Source organism: Martinezella multihospitum (genome assembly GCF_900094585.1).
In the GTDB taxonomy this organism is placed as follows: Bacteria; Pseudomonadota; Alphaproteobacteria; order Rhizobiales; family Rhizobiaceae; genus Rhizobium; species Rhizobium multihospitium.
On the sequence record NZ_FMAG01000002.1, the window covers coordinates 574,967 to 598,584 of the forward strand.

A 23,618-nucleotide genomic window follows, 5' to 3' on the forward strand; every position below is an offset into this window, starting at 1 on the left:
CGACGAGCAGGCCTATGGCAAGCCGTTCACGAAGATTGATCGATGTGCGCGTTTGGCGCAGTTGTCTCCTCCTGTTTCTAGTGCAAGGATCGGTCTCGAACGAAAACGGAACCGGATGAAATGACCGAATACAGAGGCATCCGCTGGGCCTATGATCGCTATGAGATCATCGCAGACGGCATCGTCAATGGTGTCGGCGTGGTCTTCGCGCTGATCGGTGCCACCGTATTGATCTTCTATGCGACGGTTTGGAGCTCCTACGGCGAAATTGCCGCCGCCTGGATCTATGGCGTCGGCCTGGTGCTGACGCTCGGAATGTCCTTCACCTATAATCTATGGCCCGTATCCAGGACGAAATGGTTTCTGCGCCGCTTCGACCACTCTTTCATCTATGTCCTGATCGCCGCTACCTACACGCCCTTTCTGGAGCGGGGATCCGAGGACCCGTTGCTGCTTGGCGTGCTGATAGCCGTCTGGGTTTTTGCGGCGTTCGGCATCGTCCTGAAAGTCCTTTTTCCGGGACGCTTCGACCGGCTGGCAATCCTGCTCTACCTTGTAATGGGCTGGAGCGGCATCCTCGTCGCCAAGCCGGTTTCCACGCATATCCCCTTTGCCTCGATGCTGCTCATCGTCATCGGCGGCGTCATCTATTCGCTTGGCGTGATCTTTCACGTCTGGGAAAAACTGCGCTTCCAGAACGCCATCTGGCACGGTTTCGTCGTTGCCGCCGCCGCCGTGCACTATTCTGCGGTGCTGACCTGCTTCAGCCTGTCGCCGGAAAACTTTTGACGATCTCTGCCGTCGGCGTGCATTTCTTCGTCGAGCGCAGGCTGCGCACCAGGCGCATGACGATGGCATCGTAGCGCTGCATATCGGCCTTCGAATAATCCATCTGGAAGAAGGCGGCGGCACCGTTGCAGAGCGCAACCCCACGCACGTAGACGATGCGTCCCTGCCTGGTGCCGGAAAAGCTGATGCCGCGCGAGTTCGATTTCGAATAGGAAATCTTCCAGCCCTGGTCTCTGGCGAGCGCCACGCGTCCATTCGCTTCCGATGCAAAATCGCCGTTTGCGATCATCGTGCCGAAGACCTGTAGCGAAGCGGAGCGATCTGCCGGCGACAGCGATAGCCGATCGGTATCCTCGGAAGAGGCGGCAAGATGGAATTCCGGCGGCAGCTCGATCGCGTAGCCGAAGCCTGCATTGTCATAGGACCACCAGTCCGCGGCAAAGGCCGAGACGGGGGAAAGAAGCAGGATGGCAATCAGGCGGGCGAGCATTGCGGTTTCCGGGGGGCAGGATCTGCAAACCGGTCAAGAATAGCGCATTTTTGGGCGCGAATTCCATAGCGATTCACGAAATGCCGATAAATTAGCGCCAATTCATTACAGCTTCATTGCGAGCCATGCAGGATCGGCAGGGTAATCTGCGGCACTGCGAGGTCCAGGTGGCATCACGAACCTCCGAAAAGTCCGCAATGTCGTGCAACCCCTGCGGTCATTGACATGGAAAATCGATTTCGGTGGTTTACGTCCGGTTTTCCCTTGTCAGGGCTTGAGGCGATCTGTCCTTTCGCCTATCCCTTCAAGACCGCTCCGGCTTTGCCGGATTCTGCATGAACGTTCAGTTAGGGGGGAGCATGGCCGCCGCCACCGCGGGCCTGACATTCCTGGCTCTATGCCTGCCCTTTCTTGGTGCGCTGATCGCACCGGTTGTCGTTCGGCGTTTGGGCCACAATGCGGCGTGGCTCCTGGCGCTGCTTCCCGCTCTCGCCTTTCTGCATTTTTTGGGTTTCCTTCCCGCCGTGGCAGCCGGCGGCGTCCAACTTGGCGGTTTCGATTGGGTACCGAGCCTTGATCTGCGCTTCTCCTGGCTGATTGACGGCCTGTCGCTGACCTTTGCGCTGCTCATCACCGGCATCGGCACGCTGATCGTCCTCTATGCCGGCGGCTATCTGAAGGGGCATGTCGATCTCGGCCGCTTCTTCTCCTTCATCTTCCTCTTCATGGGCTCGATGCTCGGCTTCGTCGTCTCGGACAGCTTCCTGACGCTGTTCGTCTTCTGGGAGCTGACCTCGATCACCTCTTTCCTGCTGATCGGCTTCGACCATCAAAGAGAGGCTTCGCGGCGGGCGGCGCTGCAGGCGCTTGTCGTGACCGGCGGCGGCGGGCTGCTGTTGCTGGCGGGCCTGTTGTTGATCTGGCAGATCACCGGCATCGGCGCGATGTCCGATCTCCTGAAGGCTGGCGATGTCCTGCGCGCAAGCCCGCTCTATCTGGCGGCCCTGATCCTGGTGCTTGGCGGCGCCTTCACCAAATCGGCGCAGTTTCCCTTTCATTTCTGGCTGCCGAACGCCATGGAGGCGCCGACCCCAGTCTCGGCCTATCTGCACTCGGCAACCATGGTGAAGGCGGGCGTCTATCTTGTGATGCGGCTCAATCCGGCCATGGGCGGGACGATGGCCTGGCAGACGATCCTGCCGGTCTTCGGCGCCGCCACGCTGCTGGTCGGAACCCTGCTTGCGATCCGCCAGACCGACTTGAAGCTGAAGCTCGCCTATACGACGGTTTCCTCGCTCGGACTGCTCGTCATGCTCACTGGTTTCGGCACCGATTATGCCGTCGAGGCCGCCGTCCTCTATCTGGTGGCGCATTCGCTGTTCAAGGGCGCCCTGTTCATGGTCGCCGGTATCGTCGATCATGAAACGGGGACGCGCGATATCACCCGGCTAGGTGGCTTGCACTCGGCCATGCCGCTGACCTTTGCCGCAGCCTTGGTCGCTGCCGTGTCGATGGGTGGCCTGCCGCCGGCCTTCGGCTTTCTTGCCAAGGAAGAGATCTATGCCGCGTTGGCACAGGCATCGCCCGCTGCGATCATCCTCACCATCATCGCCGTAGCCGGCAATGCGCTGATGTTTGCCATCGCCTTTGCCGTGGCGCTGAAGCCCTTCATCGGTCCGCTGACCGAAACGCCTCACCAGCCGCATGAGGCGCCGCCATTGCTCTGGCTCGGACCGGTGGTGCTCGCGATCCTCGGCCTCCTTTCCGCGTTGTTTTCAGGCCTTTGGCACGAGTATGTCTCTTCGCCGATGGCAAGCGCGGTCGGCGGCAAGGGATTGGAGATTTCGGTCTCCTTGATCCCGCATATTGGTGTACCTCTGGCGCTTTCGCTGGTCACCGTGCTGATCGGCGTCATCGTCTACTGGCAGCTCGATCGCGCCCGCTTCCTGATGTCGGTCGTCCTGCGTGCCCTTGGGCCGGGACCGGATCGCGGTTTCGATGGGTTTATCTCCGGCCTGGTGCGATTGTCGCATGCCGTCTCGCGGCTGTTGCAGCCTGGCCGACTGGAAATCTACGTCACCGTCACCTTCCTCTGCCTGGCGGCAATGTTGCTGATCCCTCTCGCTGCTCATGGCGAGTTGCCCGCCATGCCAGCCTGGCCGAACCTACAATGGCATGAGGCGACGATCTTTCTGATTGCCATCATTGGCGTCGCCGCTGTCGTCTTTGCGCGGGACCGGCTGACGGCAATCGTCTCGCTTGGCATTCAGGGTTTTGCCGTGGCGGTTATCTTCCTGCTGTTCGGCGCACCGGATCTCTCGTTCACGCAGTTCATGGTCGAGACGCTTGCGGTCGTGATCCTGGCACTTGTCATGACGCGGCTGCGGCTTTCGCCGTCCGATCGCCGGCCGCCTTTAGCGCGGATTATCCATGCCGTCCTCGCGATTGCCTGTGGCACCGGCTTTGCGCTCCTGCTGCTGAAGGCGACCGAGGCGCCGTTCGATCTGACGCTGACCGCCTTCTTCAATCAATATTCGAAGCTGATCGCGCATGGCGATAATGTGGTGAACGTCATCATCGTCGACTTCCGCGGCACCGACACGCTGGGCGAAATCGCCGTCGTCGCTATGACCGGGCTTGCCATCTTGGCACTGATCCGCATCCGCGCCGGAGGTGAGCGCAAGCTGGCTGCCAACGATCCCGATCTTGAAGAGAAGATGGAGGCCGAGCGCTCATGAATACGCTGATCTTCCGCACCGCCGCACCATTTTTGACGGCCCTGATGCTGCTCTTCTCTGTCTTCGTGCTGTTGCGCGGCCACAATGAACCTGGCGGCGGCTTCATCGGCGGCTTGATCGCCGCCTCGGCTTTCGCGATCTATGGCATCGCCTGCGGCGTGACGGCCGTTCGGTGCGCGATCATCTTTCATCCGCTGGCGATTGCCGGTTTCGGCCTGCTCGCCTCGACCCTTGCCGGTATTGTCTCCGTTTTCGCCGGCGTGCCGTTCATGACAGGGCTCTGGATCTATCCGCACTTGTTCGGCGTCGAGGTGGCGCTTTCCACCGTCATGCTCTTCGATATCGGCGTCTATTTCGTTGTTGTCGGAGCCTTTACCTCGATCGCGCTGGCGCTCGAAGAGCGGGAGGTGGAGTGATGGAGGCTGTCTTCGCCGTCGTCGTCGGCATCTTCTTCACCGCTGCGATCTATCTGATGCTGTCGAAATTCTCGATCCGCATCATGCTGGGCATCGCGATTCTCGGCAATGCCGTTAACCTTCTGCTGTTCACGGCCGGCCGGGTCACACCCGAAGTGCCGCCCATCATTCAGAAGGGTGCGGCTACGCTCGATCTTGCCGCCGCCAATCCGCTGCCGCAGGCCTTGATCCTGACAGCGATTGTCATCTCCTTCTCGTTCCTGGCTTTTCTGCTTGTCCTGACCTATCGGGCCTATCAGGCCTTGAAGACCGACAACACGGGCGAGATGCGGCTCGCCGAACCGGAGGAGCGGCCGCTGCCGCCCCTGGGGTACTGACGCCATGGCTGGACCCACGGATACCGCAGTTGATCTTTCCCACGCGCTGGTTGCCGCGCCGATACCGATGGAAGATTGGCTGGTCATATCGCCGGTCGCATTGTGCATCGGGCTCGGTGCGCTCCTTCTGATGCTGCGCAACCGCACGGAATGGCACGCGGCGATCGCCGTTCCCGGCCTTGTATTGCTGGTTCTGGTCGATGCCGCATTGCTCTATAGGGTGGTCAGCGACGGCGCCGTGACCATGGTCATGGGGCGATGGTTGCCGCCCTTCGGCATTGCCTTCACCGTCGATATTTTCGGCGCGCTCATGGCTTTGACGGCGGCAGTCGTTGCACTCGCGGCAAGTTTCTATTCGCTCGGCGAAATCACCGTAAGCGGTCGGCGATACGGTTTCTTTCCATTTCTGATGCTGCTGCTCGCCGGCGTCAGCGGCGCTTTCCTGACAGGCGATGTCTTCAATCTCTATGTCTGGTTCGAGGTGCTGCTGATCTCGTCCTTTGGCCTGCTGATCCTCGGCTCCGAGCCGGAGCAGATCGACGGCGCGCTGAAATATGCCGTCCTCAACCTGATTGCCACGACGCTGTTCCTTGTCTCCGTCGGCTATCTCTATGCCGTCTTCGGCACGCTCAACATGGCCGATATCGCGATGAAGGCGAGGGCGGGTGACAGCAACGCACCGCTGATGACGCTGGCCGGCCTGTTCCTGCTGGCCTTCGGCATGAAGGCCGCTGCCTTTCCGGTCAATTTCTGGCTTCCGGCCTCCTATCACACACCGCGTATCACCGTTTCGGCGATTTTCGCCGGTCTGCTGACCAAGGTCGGTGTCTATGCGCTCATCCGGGTGCTGGTCATGCTGCTGCCCGTCGAGCGCGCAGGACTTGGTCCGCTCGTCACAGTCGTCGCCATCGCCACCATGCTTGTCGGTGTCGTCGGAGCGCTTGGGGCAAACGATGTGAGGCGCATGCTTGGCTATATCGTCATCTCGGGCATCGGCACGATGCTGGCCGGCGTCGCCCTCGGCAATGCCGACGGTCTCAGCGGGGCGATCTTCTATGCGCTGCATTCGATGGTGCTGATGACCGCGCTTTATCTGATCGCGGGGCAGGCGGCGCGGCTTGGCGGCAGCTTTTCCTTGAGTGCCCTCGGAGGCCTCTATCGCCGCAGTGGCTGGTTTGCCGGCGTGTCGCTGGTGCTGTTCTTCGCCATCAGTGGCCTGCCGCCCTTTTCCGGCTTCTGGCCCAAGGTCGTACTCGTGAAGGCGGCGCTTGCGACGGGCGCATGGTGGCTTGCGGCAACAATCCTTTTGGCCGGTTTCCTGACGACGATCGTCTTCGGGCGGGTATTTCTCCTGGCTTATTGGCGCCCCGCGGCGACAGATGGGATCGCAGTCGAGCCGATTGCATGGCAGGCAGCGCTGCCGCTCCTTGCGCTTTCGCTGCTTGTCGTTGGCTTCGGCCTGTTTCCGGAATCGCTTCTGCGCCTGACACACGCCGCTGCCGCTGGCCTTGAACAGCCATCGGCCTATCTACATTCAGTCTTCCCCGCGGCAGGAGGCGCACCATGATCCTGTTCGTCTTCAACCTGCTGCTCGCGATCGTCTGGGTCGCCATCACCGGCAGCGCTTCCTTCATCAATCTGGTCTTCGGATTCGTCCTTGCGGCAATCGCACTCGCGATCGTCCGCTCGTCCTATGGCGGCGTGCTTTATCTCGGCCGTATCAGGCGTATCCTCGTGCTCTTGCTGGTATTCGTGTGCGAGCTTGCCAAGTCGGTCTGGGCGGTTGCCGTCGCCGTCATGAGCCCCAGAATGGATGTGAAACCCGGCATTTTCGCCTTTCCCTTGACGGTCGACCGCGATTTCGAAATCACGCTGCTTGCCAATCTCATCACCCTGACGCCGGGCACGCTCTCCGTCGACGTCTCCGATGATCGCAAGACGCTCTACGTCCATGCGCTCGATTGCTCCGACCCGGAAACGATCCGGCGCGGCATCGCCGATGGCTTCGAACGCCGGATCATGGAGGCTTTCCGATGATCGCCGCATCCGTCGTTTCAGCCGCCGCAATGGTGGCGCTCGGCATTCTGAGCATTGCCTTCCTGCTTACGGTCTATCGTGTGGTGGCCGGCCCGACCTTGCCGGACCGGGTTCTCGCGCTCGACATGCTGGTGGCGATCGCCATTGGCTTCATCGCCGTCATCGCCGTCAAGACCGGTTTCACGCTCTATATCGATATTGCCATCTCGCTCGGCCTCGTCGGCTTTCTCGCGACCGTCGCCTTCGCACGGTTCATCCTGACACAGGCGCAATCGAATGCTGTGCAACGGGCCGACGCAGGGCCGGATGAGAGTATCGCTGTCGAAGGCAAAAAGATGCGTAGACACCGCGGGCGGAAGAAGGGAGGGAGATAGTGGATCTGCTTTGGGCCATCATAGTAACCGCGCTTCTACTTTCGGGTGCGCTGTTCTCGCTCATCGCTGCGATTGGCATCGTGCGTCTTCCCGATCTCTACAGTCGCATGCATGCTGCGTCGAAGGCGGGGACGGTCGGGTCCGGCCTGCTGCTACTTGCAGTCGGTATCCACTCGCAGGACATATCGGTCCTGGCAAGAGCGTTGGCCGGCTTCGTCTTTTTCGTGCTGACGGCGCCGATTGCGGCACATCTTCTCGCACGCGCGGCACACAAGGCCGGACATCGGCTGACACCGCCTTCCGTGCGGGATGAACTGCTGGCGAAGGAGCAGATCACCAAAAACGCGTATAGAAAGAAGGGCTAACAAACGTGGAAATTGTTCAGGAAGGAATAGCTATTCGCGTTATTAGTTATCTGTTTTTTAGTAGATGAATTTTTTGCGAAGAAATGTAGGGATTAAAAACTGGACATTTGGATAAAGAGTGCTAATTCAGATTCAAGTAGAGTTCTGATGTTGAGTTAGTCTCGACCGGGTTTAAGCTCTCGATGCTTTTATCTTTCTTTGATGAAAAGCTGAGCAAAACTTTCTTCCGGTAAGCGATTAAAGATCGCTATCGCGGTCGCTAATTCTGATATCAGGCGGCAAGGGGCGGTTTTCTCTCGTATGAGGTCTAGGGGTGGATTTCATGCGGAAAGAAATTCGGTTTTATCCACCGTTTTCTTGCTGGTGACTGCTACGAATACGAGCAATGCGTTCGCACGGATTGCTCGGCGCTGGGACATAGCGAAATCAACAGATTTCCGTAGCCAAGCGCAAATTATATAGCAACGTTGTGCCCTGCGTGCTCTCCGGAGGCGCGGACGCAGCAGGCAAGCCGATGAACAGGAGAACACAATGACAGATGCGGCCCTTGGCAACGGGCAGGAGTTACTGGTTGAACTGACTGCCGACATTGTTGCGGCCTATGTCAGCAACCATGTCGTACCGGTCAGCGACCTTCCGAATTTGATTTCCGACGTACATTCCGCCTTGAGCAGCACCTCGGCTCCGGCACCTGCCGTAACCGTGGTCGAAAAGCAGAAGCCGGCCGTATCCGTTCGCAAATCCGTGCAGGATGACCAGATCACCTGCCTGGAATGTGGTGGCAGCTTCAAGTCTTTGAAGCGCCATCTCATGACTCATCATGGTCTTTCGCCGGAAGAGTATCGCGAAAAGTGGGATCTCGCTGCCGATTATCCGATGGTAGCGCCAGCCTATGCGGAAGCCCGTTCGCGCCTGGCAAAAGAAATGGGCCTCGGCCAGCGTCGCAAGCGCGGCCGCTGAGAGTCCCATAACGAGCTTGAAGATAACCCGGCTTTTGGGCCGGGTTATCCCCATGTTGGCAGCAGCGGGGGCTATGCTGCGGCCCTGACACGAGCCTCTTCGCGAATGCGTTTGATCATCGAGCGCAGCCCGTTGGCGCGCTGCGAAGAGAGATGCTCCACCAGCCCGATCTTCCCGAAGACGTCGAGTGCGTCGAGAGCCGCGATTTCCGAAGCTGGCTTGCCGGAATAGGTGGCAAGCACGATGGCCACCAGCCCGCGCACGATATGAGCGTCTGAATCGCCTTCAAAGGTCAATATCGGATTGTCCGGATCGCCAGATGCGTGCGTGACGAGCCAGACCTGGCTCGCACAGCCCTGCACCTTGTTTTCCAGCGTCCGCTTTTCCTCCGGCAGATCGGGCAGCGCCTTGCCGAGCTCGATCACAAAGCGATAGCGATCCTCCCATTCGTCCAGGAAGGAAAAGTCTTCGATGATCTTCTCAAGCGGTGTCATTGCAGCAGTCCAGATTGTCCATTGTCTTGGATATAGGCGAAATGGTGCCCGATTTGAACCCGCGACGACAAAGAACGCCGCTGACCATAAAAGATCAGCGGCGCTGAAGTTGGGGCCAACGAAAAAATGTCAGATGTGCGGGCGCGGCATCGGCAGCGGAATGGAGGACGGCAGCTTGACCGTGCCGGTAACGACGACGTCGGTCGTTTCAGTGCCGCCGATGCGCTTGGCCGGCATCGGCTGCGCCATGGCGGCAATTTGATCGATGCCCGTATGAGCCGTTGCGGCAGCCGCCAGCGGATTTGCGGGCTGATCCTTGAAGTGACGGCCAAGCATGTCGTAGGCGACGCGAGCGCCGTCGCCGACCTGGTAGCCGAGCGCCGTCAGCGTTTCGCCGCCCTTGGCACAGACATCCGGCTTCTCGTTGCACATGGCGCCGACATATTGAACGACGCCCGATGCAGCCGAAATCGCATCGGAAACCTGTACCGTCGGCTCGCCGCCCGGCCGAGGCCCGCCTTCGGGCTTTGCAAAGATCGGCAGGAACATGAGAACCAGCGAAAACCAGAACCCTGCTCTAATCAGAAACCACATCGCCTAGCCCATCCTCTCTGTCGCTCGGCTCGAGCGCCGATTCGGACTTGCCCGTCCGATCTGGTTCGAACCCTATCCGGCAGAGGACAACAGCGCTTTTCAAAACTCGGCAGCATTTTCTGCAATTTTGATTCAAATTTTAGCTTTCCGGTTTTGAACAGCATTTGGTTCAAATTGTAGCGATTGCTGTTAAGCATGTCTCGCCCTATCCGCCTGATATGCAGGGCTTTGCGGATGCAAGCCTTGCCACAAAAGTTAACACGCGGCGGAAATACGAATAAAATCCGTTGCTTACCCGCTGTTAACCACAAAAAACAAAGGTCCCTCATTCTGCGTCAAAACGGGATTTTGGAGCCTTTTCGGCCGTCCTGCGTGTTCCGTCTTTATTCTTTCCTTAAGTCGGCGGGGCCTATTGTGCAGTCCGATAAATGACCGTTTTGACGGGTTGTAGTGTGCGCGTATTGAGTGACATTTCTGTCGGGGCCGTAGCCCTCGTGGACCGGGTAGGCCGAAGCTGGCTCTCCCGGACGAGCGGGGATGGCGAAGTCCGTGGGCAGGAACTGGCGATCCTGCGCCGGCTTGCGCTTGCTTCTTCCGTTGCGCTGTTTGCCGTTCCGGCTGGCCTCTCCCTCGTCACCAGCCCGGCCGTGGCGCTGCCTGCCGGCGTGGCCACGGTCTGCGCCGCCTTCCTCTTTTCGGCCGTCGGCAGTATCGCGCTGTCGCGTCAGCGGCCTGCTCTCCATCCGGCAGAGGCTGTCGTCGTCGAGCACCGCGATCTGATGCTGGAGTCGGCCTTCGGCCTCGTTTTGCTGCTTGATCCCCAGGGCAATGTGACTACAGTCGGTGGCCGCGACCGCGCGGAATTCCTGAGCTGGATGCGCGACCCCACCGGGCGTGGCTTCGTCGAGCAGATCCATGTCTCAGACAGAATTGTCTTCCTGCAGGCGATCGATGTGCTGCGCCAGGGCAGGGATGCCCATGGCGCCGATTTGCGCCTGGAACGCTCCGCGGTTGTCGGCGGTGATGATCAGTTCGTCCATATGCGCATGGAGCTGACTGCCCGCCGCGATGGCGAGGGGCGCCTGACGGCAATCGTCAGCCAGCTGCGCGATATCTCTCAGGACCAGCAGCTCCGCGAGGATGCGGCGCGCAAGACGGCCGAGGCGGAATCGGCCAATGATGCCAAGTCGCGCTTCCTGGCTGCCGTCAGCCATGAACTGCGTACCCCGCTCAACGCGATCCTGGGCTTTTCCGATATTCTCAGCGGCGAATATTTCGGCAAGCTGGAAAACGATCGCCAGCGCGAATATGTCGGCCTGATCCGTCAGTCGGGCGCGCATCTTCTGTCGGTCGTCAACACCATGCTCGATATGAGCAAGATCGAGGCCGGCCGCTATGAGCTGCTACTCGAATCCTTCGCGATCGAAGACACCATCGCGACATGCGAAGCAATGCTCGGGCTGCAAGCGAAGGAAAAGGGCCTGACGCTCACGAGCCGCATCCAGCGCGGTCTCGGCGAGATCGTCGCCGACCAGCGGGCGATCCAGCAGATTCTCATCAACCTCGTCGGCAATGCCATCAAGTTCACCGATGCGGGCGGCGCAATCACCATCGATGCGGCCTTGGCCGATGGCATGTTGAAGCTGTCGATCGGCGATACGGGCATCGGCATTGCCAGCGAAAGGCTGGCGTCGCTCGGCCAGCCTTTCGTGCAGATCCAGAACGACTACACGCGTCGCTATGCCGGCACCGGCCTCGGCCTGTCCCTAGTCAAGGGCCTCGTTGGGTTGCACGGCGGAAACTTCTCGATTGCCAGCGCGCCGGGTGAGGGCACGGTCATTACCATCCTCATTCCGTTCGACGGCTCCGGTGTCGTGACGATGCAGCAGCCTGTGGATGTTAATCGTCCTGTCGATTTTCCGCCGCGCCTGAAACATACTGTGGAGATAGATGAAGGGCGAAACAAGGAACTGATGAATGGCCCCGCAAAAGCGAAAATCGCCTAAGGGAAGAGGAAAGGGCAAGCGCAAGCAGCCCGGCCTGGCTTCCCGTGGTGCGGTTGCTCTAGGCAGCCTGAGCCTGCGCGGCAGCACCGCGCTGGGCGGCCTTGGCCTTCGCGGTGCGGGAGCGCTCGCCGCTCTGATCGGCAGCGCAGTCGGCCGTCATCCCGCCGTTGCCGGCGGCGTCGCGCTCTTCTTCGGGGTTTTCGGTTTCGTCACCGCCAACGCGCTCTGGTATCAGACGGGTGCGCATCCATCGCCTATATTGCGCACTCGCGATCCGGCGTCTCCCTACCAGATCCCTGGCCGCAAATCCTTCCTGCACGCGCAGCAGGCCGATGCCGGCAACGTCACCACCTTTCGGATAGAAAGGCAGGATTCGGCTTCCGATCCTGCCACGCCATCCTCAACCGGGCAGGCAGCAAGCGCCGCCACAGCACAGTCGTCCAGCGCGCCGTCGAAACTCATCGCCGATATACAGGCGGAGCTCATCCGTCACGGCCTCTATGATGGCGCCGCCAATGGAACGCCGGGATCGCGCACGACATCGGCCATCCTCTTCTTCCAGGAGGCGTCCGGCCTTGCGCAGACCGGCACGCCGACACCGGAACTTCTGGCGGCCCTCAAGGCCAGCAATGCCGCCGCTGCACAGCCGGCCGGCGGCAGGGCGAATGCGGCGGCCGCCGTCCCCGCCGAGCGCCCTGTCAATGTTTCCGCCACGGCGGATGCGATCGATCCGGTCGCTGCCGCCATCCAGAATGCCGAGAAGAACATCAGGACCGGTGCCGTTGTCGCCAAGGCAACACCAGGCGATGCGGTCAACAAGGTGAATATGGTCATGCAGATCCAGAAGGGCCTGAGCAATATCGCCTATAGCAATGTCAGCATCGACGGGGTTGCCGGCGAGCAGACGAAGGCAGCTATCCGCCGCTTTCAGAAGCACTATCGCCTGCCGGAGACCGGGGAGCCGAACATGGCGGTTCTCAAGAAGCTGCAGGATATCGGCGCGCTCTGACGCTTTGCCGCACAAGCCTCTGCCGCAAACCTGGTGACGACTACGCGCTGTAGGTGGCTTCAATTGCCTTGGCGGGCCTGCACCGCTATAGCTCGGGCATGAGATTGCGCAGCGACATCTTTGTTTCCGCTCTTGTCCGCCGCGTGTTTGCCCGTGGCGATTTTGCCGCTGTCGAGCACAAGGGCGAGGAGCACGCGGGCGCGATCTTCATCCGCCAACGCTTCCGCGATGGATCGGAAACCCTCTATGCGCCGGCACCGCAGAGCCTGTTCGATGAGGAGGAGAGCGGGACGCGACTCTTCGAGATCCGTATTGAGCGGAAGGAGCTGCAGGAAATCCGCGAAACCCTTGATCGCGAGCTGAAATTCGATCCTGATTTGTGGATCGTCGAACTGGAAACGGACGATATCGGCGATATCGTCCCCTTAGCCGGTTTCCGCGCCAATCCGCTGGATTGAGCCGTCTTTACCGACGGTTTGCCACCCGCAACTCGCGGAGAGGACCTGATTTTGCCCCGAACAACGGCGCTGCAGGACGCTGCGCCGGCTTTTCCTCCGGCAGATAGGTGTAGCTGTCGGCGCGGCGCCATGCCTCGACGCGCGCCTGGCTCTCTTCCGCATCGATATCGTCGAGCACCAGCCATGCCCGGCTGACGCTGCCATGCCGTTCGGCCAGATGCGGATAGAAGCGCTCGAGCGAGTAGACGGCATCGGCGATGCCCATGCCGAGGCTGACCAGCGTGACGGCAAGTTGTTGTCCCGAAGTGTCGAGCAGGATGCGTTCCGCAAGCCAGTAGCTGGAAGAAAGCGTGTCAGCGAGCGTCGTTGCAAATTGCACTGCATCGCGCTCGCGCGCAAAGCGGACGAGCAATGCTTCCTGCGTCTCGCTGAGGCTGCGCAGACCGAGCCGGTCGCTGTCGTCGCGGGTCAGATGGCGCGCAGCCTGCTTGATCTGCTGGCGCAAGATTTCTTCGCGTGACTGCCGTTCGGTTTCCGCCGTCTCGGTTTGAGATGAAGCGACAGCCGCTGGCTGCTCTGGCACCGTCATGCCACGTTCCGGCTCGGCCTGATGCAGGCCGACGAGCGCGTCGATGACCTTGGGGGAAAGGGACGAGCGGCGGACGATCGCCCGCGCATGAGCGGCCCCTTGCGTGCGGGCGATGGTGATGAGCGTATCGTCGTCGATCGCCTGCGAACTCGTGAGGAACGGAGCGGCGATGGCGATCGGCTGACAGCCGATGAACAAGGCAACGGCCTGAGGCACGGTTTCACATTGGGAGAGGGCGGCAACCGCCTGCCGCTTCGCCTCGTCCGAAGATGCCTGGAAAACGGGGGTGAAAAGCTCGGCAAACTGGCGAAGTTCCGATTTGGACGGATGGCCCATGCCTTCGAAGCTGGTGATCGTCGCCATCAGAACCACGTCCTTCTTGCGGACAGTCGCAGGCTCTTCAAGATCTCGAAACCGATCACGCACGCCAACACCCATACTGATACGCTGAACAAAAAAGCAGGGAGCCCGATGGCTGACCATGGCTCTCGTTTCGCCTCACTCCTGCCGAACCGGACGGCTCTTTCGATAAAGAGGGCGTCCTCGGCGGTGGTTGTCGAAACGGATATGGACACGGTCGTCCTTGTCTGGCTTTCGCGAAAGACTAAGGCCGGCAGGGTTAATGGTTCGTGAAAACTTTATTAAAATCCGAATAAAAATTGCGCGTTAAGCTTGCGCGAGGGGTGCAGCCGCATTTTGTCCGCATGGACGGCAGTTTGGGGCGCAAGCATGCCTGTGGAAAACCTTTCTGGGCATAGACGCCCGCAGACAAATTCAACCTATGAGTGCTTCGGTTGTGGAGATAGTCAAAAGCGACGTCACCCGCTGCGAAAGCAGAGATCCGGCCTCTTGATGCAGATGGGATTCTTCAGATGCCCTTATGCTCGCGCAAGGCTGCGAGCAGCTTTTCCGAAGTGTTGTAGCCGGATTGAAAGAGGCCGATTGCCGCCGTGGCCGCGAACTGGGCCTCCGTACTTTTAATATCGATCCGCTTTTCCAGGCACCACCCGTCCAGCGCATTGCGCAGGACGGTGACATCCTCCGGTGAAAAGACGGAACTGCCCGTCGCAAACATTGATTGCCCTCGAATTACGGCCTTACATTACGTTAATTTTTCGTGAGCGCAAATAATATTTGCGTGACGCTTTTCTGCAACGTGGCATTCGCGCTTTCCATTTGCCTGCCGGATCATCTTTTTATTTAAGAGTATGATATTGCTCGATTTCATGGCGAAAACGCGTTCTGCAATTTTTCAATGGCCGATGAAACCAAAGCCGCCGTCACGGCGTTAATAGAGTATGACGAGTGATGCCGAGAATGACGAGCGACGAGAATTAGCATTCTGTTAACTGCGATATGTCTGAATTCCGATTGAAAGCAGCCATTGGCAGAATGTGATCGAGTGTAAAGACAGCATGGAAGCCGAAAATCGGTGCTCATGCCACGGTGTAAGGGAAATGCCGTGAGAAGGCGCGGATGCCTCCATTGAAGCCCAAAGACAAGGGCTGGAATGGAGGGGAGCGCTAGCCCGCTTCAGTGGCGGGCAGGGTGAAATCAAGTCGCAGGTTCATCCGTCTCGAGACGTTAATGGAGACGAGAATGGCAAAGATCATATCTCTTTCGGATTGGCGATTGCGCCTGCCGCCGCGCGCCCAGAAAGAGCCGGTGGAGGCAAAGATACTGTTGTTCACCGGCGTGCGTTACGAGCATCTTGATACGCCAACGCATCGCCCCGGGACGGGACCGAAGCGGGCAAAGGGAAAGTAAGCGCTTCAAGATATGCAAGCGTACGGCGAGTTCGCACGCGCCTGCCAGTTGCCGCCGCAATCCAGGCGGATAGCGCTTGCTGGCGGCTCTCGCCACGGGTCAGCCGGTTCCAGCCGCGCAATTCTCGATCCGAGGTTTTCAGCCCAAGATCTCGGCCCCAAGATCTCAGCCATTGTCGAATTCGTCGCAGCCGGCCTGGGAGAGAAATTCTCGCGCCGCATCGTCGAAACTTGCCTGCGGCGCCATGGTGCGCAGCACCGCATAGCCTTGAGCCCGCGGCACTTCCACCAGGATCGATTGGGCAAGGGTGGGAGGTAGTGCCTTGCGTATACCAGTCAGCTGGACAGGCGATGCAAGCAGCAAATCAAGCGTTCCGCCGACCGACGTGCGGTCGCTCATGCTGAACACTTCATTGGATGCCGCATCATAAATGGCAAGCGACCAGAAGGGCACCTTGCCCTTGGCTGTCAAATGAACGGGCGTATCCTCGATGTCGAAAGCGCAGACGGCGGTGCGGATATAGGGATCGGTGTTGGAAAGCCCGGCATCGTCGTCCTTGTTGTCGAGCATGTAGAAATGGTTCTCGTCACCCTCGTCCGATACACGCGTATAGGCGTCCCGGTCGGAGAAATGCGGCAGCGACAGAATGACGATGATATGCAGCAGTACCGCACCGAATACGCCGGTCAGGATCGCGAAGACGAATCTAAACATTGCCGCATCCGATCTTCTCAAGTTTCGGCATGCCGAGATCGATCAGGCCGGAATTGCTGGCCGCGGGCGAATCCAGAAGTGTCCATACCAGGCGGAAATTGCCAGACGGCGGCAAGGCGAGCCAATTGCCCGCCTGGGCATTGGATGAAACTGTGATGCTGAAGGTTGAATCCGGCTTGCGCAGCACCACCCAGGAATTGATGGTGGAAGGGCGACCGGCGGCGTCTTCGATCGGCCGGCCGTCATTGCCGGCGATGAAGAGGGTCCAGAGCCTTGCTGGCGGCGTCTGGCCGCTGATGCGGTAGGTGCAGCTCGCCGTCAATCTGGCGCCGCCATCGTCATCCGAAGCGGTGAATACCAGCCCTTCGGCAGTGCCGTAAAGCAGCCGTCCCGCACGTGCTCTATGCGATTTCGCATAAGGGTCCGCATCCGCCGTCTGCATTTCGGGGAATGCCTGCCAGGCGCCAAGCTTGATCGCGCCGAAGCCGGAGGTGGCATCCAGCGCCAGAAGCGTGAACACGATACCGCCGCCAAAGGCGATGACAAGCGAAAGCGCAACAAGAAGGGGAACTCGGAACACCCTAGGATCGTCCTCGTGACAAATCAGTGTCGATTTATTCCTGATTCTGCCGGTAGGGGGAAGGGCAAGCCACCATTTACGGCTGTCTTGAGAACAATGGCGAAGATCGGGAGCGGCAGCGGGCATTCAAAACACCGGCTTCCGTCCCCCGATTCGACGGCAGGTTTGCCGCCGTCATCTGCATCGCGCCGCGGCGCATTTTCCGGGGGAGTTGGTCACTCAGGCGCCGTCGTGCTGCGATGCTCCGCCGTCGCCACCTTCTGCGCCCCGAGCGGTGTCGCGGCCTTCAGCCTTTCGCCGATATCGCGCAGGATATTCGTGGAGTCCACCGAAAGCGAGCGCGGACGCACCAGCGGCGGCAGGGCGCTACTGGCGGGGTCGGCGGGCTTCTTGGCCGCAACGGTTTGCGGTTTCTGTACCGGGAACGGATTGGCGATGCCGGGGATCGGCTTCAGCACGATGCCTTGATTGGCGTAATCCATGATCTTCTTGAAGGTCATGGCCGGCAGGGTGCCGCCCGTCATGTTGTTCGTTGAGGTATAGTCGTCATTGCCGAACCAGACGGCGCAGGTGTAATTGCCGGTAAAGCCGATGAACCACGCGTCGCGATAGGCCTGCGTGGTGCCGGTCTTGCCGCCGACCACGATGCCGTTGTCGAGAGCTGCCTTGCGGCCGGTGCCGATCACCGGAACCTGCGTCAGCATCTGGTTCATGTAAGACGTGGCTTTTTCGCTCAGAACCCGCTTGGCTGGCGCTTCGTCACGGCCGAAATCGTAGAGCACCTTGCCGTCATAGCCGGTGATCTGCTCGATGCCGTGGCGGCGCGACTGCATGCCGTTGGCCGGGAAGACCGCATAGGCCGTCGCCTGATCGAGCACCGTCACTTCCGAAGTGCCGATCGGAATGGTCTTGTCGTTGCGGATCGGTGTTTCCACGCCCATGGCCTTGGCCATGTTGCGGATGGGCTGAATGCCGAATTTCTCCTTGGCGAGCCGCACGGGGATGGTGTTGATCGACTGCGTCAGCGCCTGGGTGAGCGTCACCTTGCCTTCGTAGCGGTTCTCGTAATTGTGCGGGCTCCAGTTGCCCCAGCTGATCGGCGCATCGACGATGGTGGAGGTCGGCGTCATCCCGTTTTCCATCGCGACCGAGTACGTATAGATCTTGAAGGATGAACCCGGCTGGCGCAGTGCCTTGGTCGCGCGATTGAACTGGCTTTCGCCATAGTCGCTGCCGCCGACCATGGCGCGTACCGCGCCGCCGCTCTCGATGACGACCGAAGCGCCTTGTTTGGCCTTATAGCGCTCTCCGAACTCCATCAGGCTGGATTGAACCGAATCCTCTGCCGCCTTCTGCAGCCCCATATCGATGGTGGTGCGCACCATCAGCGACCGCTCGGGGAACCGCGTAGCAAGCCGCTGCACTTCATCAAAGGCCCAGTCGAGGAAATAATCCGGGGATTCGATCTGGGCGCGGTCAACCACCGAAGCTGGGTTGCGCCGCGCGGCGATCACCTGTCCCTCGGTCATCAGCCCGCTTTGCACGAGATTGGACAGCACGTCGTTGGCGCGGGCGCGTGCCGCCGGCAGATTGACGTGCGGCGCATATTTCGCCGGTGCCTTGAAGAGCCCGGCGAGCATGGCGGCTTCCGCCAGGTTGACGTCGGTGATGCTCTTGCCGAAATAGAATTGCGCTGCTGCCGCTGCGCCGAAGGTGCCGCCGCCCATATAGGTGCGGTCGAGATAGAGGCTCAGGATCTCCTTCTTGGAGAGATTGGCCTCAAGCCAGATCGCCAGGAAGGCTTCCTTGACCTTGCGCTCGATGGAGCGCTCATTGCTGAGGAAGATGTTCTTGGCAAGCTGCTGCGTCAGCGTCGAGCCACCCTGGACGACACCGCCGGCCTGCGCGTTGACCGTCACCGCGCGGAACAGGCCGATCACGTCGATGCCGAAATGGTCGAAGAAGCGCCGGTCCTCGGTCGCCAGCACCGCCTTGATGAAATAGTCCGGCAGCTGGTCGACCGGCACGGAATTCTCGTGAATGATGCCGCGATGACCGATGACATTGCCGTAGCGGTCGAGGAAGGTGACGGCGAAATTGCCGCGGTTGCGCCAGTCGCCCTGGGTCGCTTCGAAGGCAGGCATGGCGAGCATGAGCATGACAACGGAGCCGGCTGTTCCGAGCGTCAGTCCCTCGCCGAGAAGTTCGAAAAATATGCGTTTCCAGCCGCGTACGCGGAAACGACGGAAGAAGATGGTGATCTCCTCCCATGCCTCGGCGAGACCGAAACCGGCATTCCACAAAGTGGAGTCGATCCATGAATCGAGGCGCAAAAAGAAATAGCGCTTCCGACGCCGCGGCTTTTCGGCCCCGTTACCCTTTGGCGTCTCGGGCTCCATCTTCGGCCCGTTTTCTGGATTGGATGGGTCTTCCACGCTCTACTTCCCGACCACATTACTGCCGCGTGTCTCCTTGTGGGACACGCAAAGCCCATTATCTCATAGAACGGCTAATTGAATAATTGGTTGATTTAGAGAAAAGAACAAGAGACATGCATGCCGCAGCCCGAATTCCCCTTTGTCGGGTGGCGAGGACGACGATGATGACAGACGAAATACCCTTCTGGAAAAGCAAGACCCTGGCGGAGATGAGCCCGTCGGAATGGGAAAGCCTTTGCGACGGCTGTGGCCTCTGTTGTCTCAACAAGCTCGAGGAGTGGGATAGCGGCGACGTCTATTTCACCTCGATCCGCTGCAAGCTCATGGATGGCGAAAGCTGTCGTTGCACCAGCTACCCGAACCGCTGGGATTTCGTGCCCGACTGCGTGCAACTGACGCCGGAGAAGGTTCCGGAGCTGGAGTGGCTGCCGCCCACCTGCGCATATCGCCTCGTCAATGACGGCCGCGATCTCTATTGGTGGCATCCGCTGATCTCGGGCGATCCGGAAACGGTGCATATTGCGGGTGTTTCCGCCCGAGGGCGCACCGTCAGCGAGAACGATGTCGATCTCGACGATTTCGAGGATTACGTTGTCGACTGGCCGCTAACGGTCGAGGATGACATGCTGCCTAATCCTCCGGCAAAGCCATAGATTTCGGCGCCACGTTCCGCCATGCGCGCTGAATCAGCGTCTCGATCGCATCATGATCGGCGTCGTGATGAAACAGCCGCGTAAAGCCCTTCAGGCCCCAGCCACCCGGCACGGCCATGATGTCGTCCGGCATGGTTGCCAATGCCATTTGCTGCTGGTCGGGTGTTAGTTTGACGACGCAGAAATCTGGGCTCGGAAGGGTCATGAAGATCTTGCCGCGAACACGAAAGTCGCGGGTTCCGAAGTGCGAGCTGTCTGCTACCTCCGGCAGGCCAAGGGCAAGGGATATAAGGTCCTCGTCGGTCATGGCCGCAATGATAGCATGCCTCGCCGCCATCGGGTAAATGGGCGCCTGCATGACCTGCGACGAAACGGTCCGGAAAGCGAAGAGCCGGTTTATTGAATTGCTCCCATACGCATGGTATCGCGCGATGCCCTCGCATATGCACAAGGAGCCGCCGCGTGATCCGTCATATCGTCTTCTTCACCGTTCCCGATCGCGCCAAGCTCGAGGAGGTCCGTTCCGGCCTCTCGATTCTGACGGCCATTCCGCATGCGCGGCTTTTGGAGATCGGCACGAACGTCAAGACCGATCAGCTCGGAACCGAAGTCGATCTGGTAGTCTACGGCGAATTCGACGACGAGGCGGCACTGGCGGCTTACAAGGCCCATCCGAATTACCAGCGCTCCATCGAGCGCGTTCGTCCGTTGCGTGAGATGCGCATTGCGGCAGACTACGAGACGGTGACGGCCATCCGCGAACCCTTCTGAACCTCGGGCGCAGGGCAGAACCATTTCCCGTCAGTCCTTCCAACGGATTGAGCACGCGAGCGGAATCGGATTGTCGGCAACCGGATTCTCGGCTTGAGGTTCTTGAAGCAACTTTTGAAGCTCCGGACTCAACTTGAGAGGAAATCGCGGCAAGCGATTCAAAGGACTCAACGAAATCGTCACGCCTTATGCCGATAAGGCGTCTCCAGGCCGGTTGCATTGGCCACGGTAGGGCGCCGCCCACATGAACCAATGATAAGCGAGAATGATTAAAAATGGCTAAGCCTGCGGCTCCCGGCGTGGTGCCCGCGAAGGCGGACACGCATCGATTCACGCATATCGCCGATAGATTGTATCGGCGATATGCTCTGGAACGACAGTCGGTTGCCATTGTCACGCCGCTATGGATTCGAATTGAATAATTTCAAAGGCTTAGTGTATTAGCTGAGCGATCTCCACGCCCAGCCGGCTGAAAATTACAGCCCATTCATTTGCCATTCAGACGTGTTTAGGTAAATAATCGGCCAAGTTAATATCCCTGTGGGAAGTCCGAAGCATGGCCTCATTCTCAAGCATAGCAGCAGCGGCCCTCGTTCTGGCCGGCTCGTCTGTTCTGCCGGCGCCAGCGCCGACGTCGACCCTGGTCGCTCGCGCCAACAGCGATTGCAGCGAGGCTGCGGCCGAGGTCGTCGAGAAGACCGGCGGCCAGCTTCTTTCCGCACAACCGTCCGGCGACAGCTGCATCATCACCGTTCTCGTGCAGGGTAACGGGCAGCGTCCGCGCAAGGTGACGATGAAGGTGCCGATGTGAAGCAAGGCATTTTGGCGCCAACCTAAAGCCTTGAATCTCACACAAAATCTTATTGTTTCCGTGATTCCACTGCAGCGTGATTTACAGTACTGTTTCTCGAACCGGGGAAATTGGATTCAGACATGCGCATTCTCATAGTCGAAGACGATATCAACTTGAACCGCCAGCTTGCCGAGGCCTTGAAGGAGGCGGGCTACGTGGTCGATACGGCCTTTGATGGCGAGGAGGGACATTTCCTCGGCGATACCGAACCTTACGACGCGATCATCCTGGATATCGGCCTGCCTGAAATGGATGGCATCACCATGCTTGAAAAATGGCGCGGCGCCGGACGCACCGTGCCGGTGCTGATCCTGACCGCCCGCGACCGCTGGAGCGACAAGGTGGCAGGCATAGATGCCGGCGCGGACGACTATGTCGCCAAGCCTTTCCATGTCGAGGAAGTGCTCGCCCGTATCCGCGCGCTCATCCGCCGCGCCGCCGGCCACGCCTCTTCGGAAATCGTCTGCGGCCCGGTGCGCCTCGACACCAAGAGCTCGAAGGCGAGCGTCGACGGCAAGCCGCTCAAGCTTACGTCTCATGAATACCGCTTGCTTGCCTATCTCATGCATCACAAGGGCGAGGTCGTCTCGCGCACCGAGCTGGTCGAGCACATGTATGATCAGGATTTCGACCGGGATTCCAATACGATTGAAGTTTTTGTCGGACGCCTTCGCAAGAAGATGGGCGTCGATCTGATTGAAACGGTCCGTGGCCTTGGTTACCGCATCCAAGCTCCGACCAATGCGAATTAAGTCGCTCACCGCTCGCGTCCTGCTGCTGACCACGCTTTGGTCGGCGGTGGCGCTGGTAGTGATCGGGCTCGTCATTTCCAATATCTATCGCAAGAGTGCCGAACGCGGCTTTCAGGACCTGTTGCGCGCCCAGCTCTATAACGTGATCAATTCGGTGACGATCGGCGATCAGGGCGCCTTGGCCGGCAGCCCACAGCTCGGCGATCTGCGGTTCGCCCAGCCGAAGACTGGCTGGTACTGGATGGTCGAGCCGCTCGGCACCTATACGGCGACGCCGCTGGTCTCGCCGTCGCTCGGCGCCTCGAACCTGCCTGTCCTCTCGGTGCTGGAAGCGCCCTTCGACAAGAATTACGAGCGCTATTACATCGTCACCGATGCCTTCGGAAACCGCGTTCAGGTGGCCGAAACCGAAGTCGTGCTCGACACGGACGGCCGCGCCGCGCGTTTCCGCGTGACCGGCAATGTCGCCGTGGTCGAGGATGACGTCCGCAATTTCTCCCACAGTCTCTATTTCGCGCTCGTCGGCTTCGGCGTCGGAAGCTTGATCGTCAATGCGCTCGCCATTCTCTATGGCCTGAAGCCGCTCGATAAGGCGCGGGCGGCGCTGGAGCGCATCCGTGCCGGCGAAAGCGAACGACTGCAGGGCGATTTTCCGCGCGAGATCCTGCCGCTTGCCAATGAGATCAATGCGCTGATCGACAGCAACCGGCGTATCGTCGAGCGCGCCCGCATGCAGGTGGGCAATCTCGCACATTCGCTGAAAACGCCGATCGCGGTGTTGCTCAACGAATCCCGCGTCCTGGAGCGTTCGCATGGCGATCTGGTGAAGAACCAGGCAGAAGCCATGCAGGGGCAGGTGCAATCCTATCTCAATCGCGCCCGCATCGCCGCCCAGCGTGAATCCGTGTTGGCGCGCACCGAGGCCGAGCCGGCGCTGGAGCGGCTTGTCCGTGTCATGCGGCGGCTGAACGCCGACAAGGAGTTCGAACTTTCCGTCTCGCCCAATCTGGCGCTCGCCATGGAGCAGCAGGATCTGGAGGAGACGGTCGGCAATCTCCTCGAAAATGCCGCCCGTTTTGCTGAACATAAGGTGCGCCTGGTTGCAAACGAGGCGCCGGCCGAGATCAGGGGCATTGATCCGGCGCGGCGCCATTGGGTGGAACTGGTGGTTGAGGACGATGGCCCCGGTCTCGAGCCGGATCAGATCCGCGAAGCCATGAAGCGCGGACGCAGGCTGGACGAGAGCAAGCCCGGCACCGGTCTCGGCCTGTCGATCGTCAGCGAGATCACGAATGAATATCAAGGCCGTTTCGAGCTTTCCCGGGGCACCTGGGGCGGGCTTCGCGCGAGCCTAATTTTGCCGGGTCTGACGAAGGATGTTGCGTGAGGAACGG

At 59.9% G+C, this 23,618-nt stretch carries 27 protein-coding genes; 18 read left to right on the top strand and 9 right to left on the bottom strand.

Annotated elements, in window-relative coordinates:
- Positions 1-120: 120 nt before the first annotated feature.
- Positions 121-789: a PAQR family membrane homeostasis protein TrhA gene (gene trhA, locus GA0061103_RS09665; protein ID WP_092710193.1), complete on the top strand. Its 669-nt coding sequence runs from the start codon at positions 121-123 to the stop codon at positions 787-789.
- Here trhA and GA0061103_RS09670 read toward each other — a convergent pair.
- A complete protein-coding gene (locus GA0061103_RS09670; protein ID WP_092710197.1) occupies positions 764-1,279 on the bottom strand; it encodes a hypothetical protein in 516 nt (171 codons plus the stop codon). The two genes, trhA and GA0061103_RS09670, sit on opposite strands and share 26 nt — an antisense overlap.
- Positions 1,280-1,638: 359 nt before the next feature.
- On the opposite strand from GA0061103_RS09670, the gene GA0061103_RS09675 reads away from it, so the two are divergent.
- From GA0061103_RS09675 to GA0061103_RS09710, 8 genes are all read left to right on the top strand, one after another.
- Positions 1,639-4,017 (top strand): putative monovalent cation/H+ antiporter subunit A, encoded by a 2,379-nt coding sequence (locus GA0061103_RS09675; protein ID WP_092710201.1) that lies wholly within the window; start codon positions 1,639-1,641, stop codon positions 4,015-4,017.
- Positions 4,014-4,433: a Na+/H+ antiporter subunit B gene (locus GA0061103_RS09680; RefSeq protein WP_092710204.1), complete on the top strand. Its 420-nt coding sequence runs from the start codon at positions 4,014-4,016 to the stop codon at positions 4,431-4,433. The genes GA0061103_RS09675 and GA0061103_RS09680 overlap by 4 nt, the downstream gene beginning before the upstream one ends.
- Positions 4,433-4,810: a Na+/H+ antiporter subunit C gene (locus tag GA0061103_RS09685; RefSeq protein ID WP_092710208.1), complete on the top strand. Its 378-nt coding sequence runs from the start codon at positions 4,433-4,435 to the stop codon at positions 4,808-4,810. The genes GA0061103_RS09680 and GA0061103_RS09685 overlap by 1 nt, the downstream gene beginning before the upstream one ends.
- Before the next feature lie 4 nt (positions 4,811-4,814).
- A complete protein-coding gene (locus GA0061103_RS09690; RefSeq protein ID WP_092710213.1) occupies positions 4,815-6,377 on the top strand; it encodes a Na+/H+ antiporter subunit D in 1,563 nt (520 codons plus the stop codon).
- Positions 6,374-6,847 carry a Na+/H+ antiporter subunit E gene (locus tag GA0061103_RS09695; RefSeq protein ID WP_092710218.1) on the top strand — a complete coding sequence of 158 codons (474 nt, stop codon included), beginning with the start codon at positions 6,374-6,376 and terminating at the stop codon, positions 6,845-6,847. The genes GA0061103_RS09690 and GA0061103_RS09695 overlap by 4 nt, the downstream gene beginning before the upstream one ends.
- Positions 6,844-7,221: a cation:proton antiporter gene (locus GA0061103_RS09700; RefSeq protein ID WP_092710222.1), complete on the top strand. Its 378-nt coding sequence runs from the start codon at positions 6,844-6,846 to the stop codon at positions 7,219-7,221. Before GA0061103_RS09695 ends, GA0061103_RS09700 begins: the two co-directional genes overlap by 4 nt.
- Entirely contained in the window at positions 7,221-7,586 is a 366-nt protein-coding gene (gene mnhG / locus GA0061103_RS09705; RefSeq protein ID WP_092710226.1) for a monovalent cation/H(+) antiporter subunit G, read from the top strand. The genes GA0061103_RS09700 and mnhG overlap by 1 nt, the downstream gene beginning before the upstream one ends.
- 531 nt (positions 7,587-8,117) lie before the next feature.
- Positions 8,118-8,546, top strand: a complete 429-nt coding sequence (locus GA0061103_RS09710) for a Ros/MucR family transcriptional regulator (protein WP_069616071.1) — start codon at positions 8,118-8,120, stop codon at positions 8,544-8,546.
- Positions 8,547-8,617: 71 nt separating this feature from the next.
- Here GA0061103_RS09710 and GA0061103_RS09715 read toward each other — a convergent pair whose 3' ends face one another.
- Positions 8,618-9,040: a SufE family protein gene (locus GA0061103_RS09715; RefSeq protein WP_092710230.1), complete on the bottom strand. Its 423-nt coding sequence runs from the start codon at positions 9,038-9,040 to the stop codon at positions 8,618-8,620.
- 129 nt (positions 9,041-9,169) lie between these two features.
- On the bottom strand, positions 9,170-9,634 hold the full coding sequence (locus tag GA0061103_RS09720; protein WP_092710234.1) for a DUF5330 domain-containing protein: 465 nt from the start codon (positions 9,632-9,634) through the stop codon (positions 9,170-9,172).
- Positions 9,635-10,062: 428 nt separating this feature from the next.
- On the opposite strand from GA0061103_RS09720, the gene GA0061103_RS09725 reads away from it, so the two are divergent.
- The 3 genes from GA0061103_RS09725 to GA0061103_RS09735 all read left to right on the top strand — a co-directional run bounded on the left by GA0061103_RS09725 (position 10,063) and on the right by GA0061103_RS09735 (position 13,107).
- Positions 10,063-11,640 carry a sensor histidine kinase gene (locus tag GA0061103_RS09725; RefSeq protein WP_208603503.1) on the top strand — a complete coding sequence of 526 codons (1,578 nt, stop codon included), beginning with the start codon at positions 10,063-10,065 and terminating at the stop codon, positions 11,638-11,640.
- The gene (locus GA0061103_RS09730) at positions 11,612-12,649 is read left to right on the top strand and encodes a peptidoglycan-binding domain-containing protein (protein WP_092710242.1); all 1,038 of its coding nucleotides are present in this window, start codon (positions 11,612-11,614) and stop codon (positions 12,647-12,649) included. Before GA0061103_RS09725 ends, GA0061103_RS09730 begins: the two co-directional genes overlap by 29 nt.
- A gap of 98 nt (positions 12,650-12,747) precedes the next feature.
- A complete protein-coding gene (locus GA0061103_RS09735; RefSeq protein WP_092711222.1) occupies positions 12,748-13,107 on the top strand; it encodes a DUF1491 family protein in 360 nt (119 codons plus the stop codon).
- A 7-nt stretch (positions 13,108-13,114) separates the two neighbouring features.
- Here GA0061103_RS09735 and GA0061103_RS09740 read toward each other — a convergent pair whose 3' ends face one another.
- Together GA0061103_RS09740 and GA0061103_RS09745 are read right to left on the bottom strand one after the other, a co-directional pair.
- Positions 13,115-14,122: a DUF2336 domain-containing protein gene (locus GA0061103_RS09740; RefSeq protein WP_092711224.1), complete on the bottom strand. Its 1,008-nt coding sequence runs from the start codon at positions 14,120-14,122 to the stop codon at positions 13,115-13,117.
- A 442-nt stretch (positions 14,123-14,564) separates the two neighbouring features.
- Positions 14,565-14,771, bottom strand: coding sequence for a hypothetical protein (locus tag GA0061103_RS09745; protein ID WP_015339216.1), 207 nt, complete (start codon positions 14,769-14,771; stop codon positions 14,565-14,567).
- A gap of 524 nt (positions 14,772-15,295) precedes the next feature.
- Here GA0061103_RS09745 and GA0061103_RS35005 point away from each other — a divergent pair.
- On the top strand, positions 15,296-15,463 hold the full coding sequence (locus tag GA0061103_RS35005; RefSeq protein WP_167078219.1) for a hypothetical protein: 168 nt from the start codon (positions 15,296-15,298) through the stop codon (positions 15,461-15,463).
- A gap of 165 nt (positions 15,464-15,628) precedes the next feature.
- Here the strand turns inward: GA0061103_RS35005 and GA0061103_RS09750 are convergent, their stop codons facing one another.
- The 3 genes from GA0061103_RS09750 to GA0061103_RS09760 all read right to left on the bottom strand — a co-directional run bounded on the left by GA0061103_RS09750 (position 15,629) and on the right by GA0061103_RS09760 (position 19,192).
- A complete protein-coding gene (locus GA0061103_RS09750; RefSeq protein WP_092710247.1) occupies positions 15,629-16,177 on the bottom strand; it encodes a DUF1254 domain-containing protein in 549 nt (182 codons plus the stop codon).
- Positions 16,170-16,757 (bottom strand): DUF1214 domain-containing protein, encoded by a 588-nt coding sequence (locus GA0061103_RS09755; RefSeq protein WP_092710250.1) that lies wholly within the window; start codon positions 16,755-16,757, stop codon positions 16,170-16,172. The genes GA0061103_RS09750 and GA0061103_RS09755 overlap by 8 nt, the downstream gene beginning before the upstream one ends.
- Positions 16,758-16,972: 215 nt before the next feature.
- Positions 16,973-19,192: a transglycosylase domain-containing protein gene (locus GA0061103_RS09760; protein WP_092710254.1), complete on the bottom strand. Its 2,220-nt coding sequence runs from the start codon at positions 19,190-19,192 to the stop codon at positions 16,973-16,975.
- Between the two features lie 167 nt (positions 19,193-19,359).
- Between GA0061103_RS09760 and GA0061103_RS09765 the strand changes: the two genes are divergently transcribed.
- Positions 19,360-19,848 (top strand): YcgN family cysteine cluster protein, encoded by a 489-nt coding sequence (locus GA0061103_RS09765; RefSeq protein WP_092711226.1) that lies wholly within the window; start codon positions 19,360-19,362, stop codon positions 19,846-19,848.
- On the opposite strand, the gene GA0061103_RS09770 is transcribed toward GA0061103_RS09765, so the two are convergent.
- Positions 19,826-20,155 (bottom strand): MmcQ/YjbR family DNA-binding protein, encoded by a 330-nt coding sequence (locus GA0061103_RS09770; RefSeq protein WP_162747758.1) that lies wholly within the window; start codon positions 20,153-20,155, stop codon positions 19,826-19,828. The two genes, GA0061103_RS09765 and GA0061103_RS09770, sit on opposite strands and share 23 nt — an antisense overlap.
- Before the next feature lie 155 nt (positions 20,156-20,310).
- On the opposite strand from GA0061103_RS09770, the gene GA0061103_RS09775 reads away from it, so the two are divergent.
- The 4 genes from GA0061103_RS09775 to GA0061103_RS09790 all read left to right on the top strand — a co-directional run bounded on the left by GA0061103_RS09775 (position 20,311) and on the right by GA0061103_RS09790 (position 23,611).
- A complete protein-coding gene (locus GA0061103_RS09775) occupies positions 20,311-20,619 on the top strand; it encodes a Dabb family protein (protein ID WP_092710262.1) in 309 nt (102 codons plus the stop codon).
- Positions 20,620-21,175: 556 nt separating this feature from the next.
- Complete coding sequence (locus GA0061103_RS09780; protein WP_092710266.1) at positions 21,176-21,430, top strand: hypothetical protein; 255 nt, start codon at positions 21,176-21,178, stop codon at positions 21,428-21,430.
- A gap of 122 nt (positions 21,431-21,552) precedes the next feature.
- On the top strand, positions 21,553-22,224 hold the full coding sequence (locus tag GA0061103_RS09785) for a response regulator transcription factor (protein ID WP_092710269.1): 672 nt from the start codon (positions 21,553-21,555) through the stop codon (positions 22,222-22,224).
- A complete protein-coding gene (locus GA0061103_RS09790; RefSeq protein WP_092710271.1) occupies positions 22,214-23,611 on the top strand; it encodes a sensor histidine kinase in 1,398 nt (465 codons plus the stop codon). The genes GA0061103_RS09785 and GA0061103_RS09790 overlap by 11 nt, the downstream gene beginning before the upstream one ends.
- Positions 23,612-23,618 lie beyond the last annotated feature (7 nt).

Excerpts from the sequence above, each read along its gene's own strand:
- trhA (WP_092710193.1), top strand. The coding sequence starts at position 121 with ATGACCGAATACAGAGGCATCCGCTGGGCCTATGATCGCTATGAGATC.
- GA0061103_RS09670 (WP_092710197.1), bottom strand. The coding sequence starts at position 1,279 with ATGCTCGCCCGCCTGATTGCCATCCTGCTTCTTTCCCCCGTCTCGGCC.
- GA0061103_RS09675 (WP_092710201.1), top strand. The coding sequence starts at position 1,639 with ATGGCCGCCGCCACCGCGGGCCTGACATTCCTGGCTCTATGCCTGCCC.
- GA0061103_RS09680 (WP_092710204.1), top strand. The coding sequence starts at position 4,014 with ATGAATACGCTGATCTTCCGCACCGCCGCACCATTTTTGACGGCCCTG.
- GA0061103_RS09685 (WP_092710208.1), top strand. The coding sequence starts at position 4,433 with ATGGAGGCTGTCTTCGCCGTCGTCGTCGGCATCTTCTTCACCGCTGCG.
- GA0061103_RS09690 (WP_092710213.1), top strand. The coding sequence starts at position 4,815 with ATGGCTGGACCCACGGATACCGCAGTTGATCTTTCCCACGCGCTGGTT.
- GA0061103_RS09695 (WP_092710218.1), top strand. The coding sequence starts at position 6,374 with ATGATCCTGTTCGTCTTCAACCTGCTGCTCGCGATCGTCTGGGTCGCC.
- GA0061103_RS09700 (WP_092710222.1), top strand. The coding sequence starts at position 6,844 with ATGATCGCCGCATCCGTCGTTTCAGCCGCCGCAATGGTGGCGCTCGGC.
- GA0061103_RS09710 (WP_069616071.1), top strand. The coding sequence starts at position 8,118 with ATGACAGATGCGGCCCTTGGCAACGGGCAGGAGTTACTGGTTGAACTG.
- GA0061103_RS09715 (WP_092710230.1), bottom strand. The coding sequence starts at position 9,040 with ATGACACCGCTTGAGAAGATCATCGAAGACTTTTCCTTCCTGGACGAA.
- GA0061103_RS09720 (WP_092710234.1), bottom strand. The coding sequence starts at position 9,634 with ATGTGGTTTCTGATTAGAGCAGGGTTCTGGTTTTCGCTGGTTCTCATG.
- GA0061103_RS09725 (WP_208603503.1), top strand. The coding sequence starts at position 10,063 with ATGACCGTTTTGACGGGTTGTAGTGTGCGCGTATTGAGTGACATTTCT.
- GA0061103_RS09730 (WP_092710242.1), top strand. The coding sequence starts at position 11,612 with ATGGCCCCGCAAAAGCGAAAATCGCCTAAGGGAAGAGGAAAGGGCAAG.
- GA0061103_RS09735 (WP_092711222.1), top strand. The coding sequence starts at position 12,748 with ATGAGATTGCGCAGCGACATCTTTGTTTCCGCTCTTGTCCGCCGCGTG.
- GA0061103_RS09745 (WP_015339216.1), bottom strand. The coding sequence starts at position 14,771 with ATGTTTGCGACGGGCAGTTCCGTCTTTTCACCGGAGGATGTCACCGTC.
- GA0061103_RS35005 (WP_167078219.1), top strand. The coding sequence starts at position 15,296 with ATGGCAAAGATCATATCTCTTTCGGATTGGCGATTGCGCCTGCCGCCG.
- GA0061103_RS09750 (WP_092710247.1), bottom strand. The coding sequence starts at position 16,177 with ATGTTTAGATTCGTCTTCGCGATCCTGACCGGCGTATTCGGTGCGGTA.
- GA0061103_RS09765 (WP_092711226.1), top strand. The coding sequence starts at position 19,360 with ATGACAGACGAAATACCCTTCTGGAAAAGCAAGACCCTGGCGGAGATG.
- GA0061103_RS09770 (WP_162747758.1), bottom strand. The coding sequence starts at position 20,155 with ATGACCGACGAGGACCTTATATCCCTTGCCCTTGGCCTGCCGGAGGTA.
- GA0061103_RS09780 (WP_092710266.1), top strand. The coding sequence starts at position 21,176 with ATGGCCTCATTCTCAAGCATAGCAGCAGCGGCCCTCGTTCTGGCCGGC.
- GA0061103_RS09785 (WP_092710269.1), top strand. The coding sequence starts at position 21,553 with ATGCGCATTCTCATAGTCGAAGACGATATCAACTTGAACCGCCAGCTT.
- GA0061103_RS09790 (WP_092710271.1), top strand. The coding sequence starts at position 22,214 with ATGCGAATTAAGTCGCTCACCGCTCGCGTCCTGCTGCTGACCACGCTT.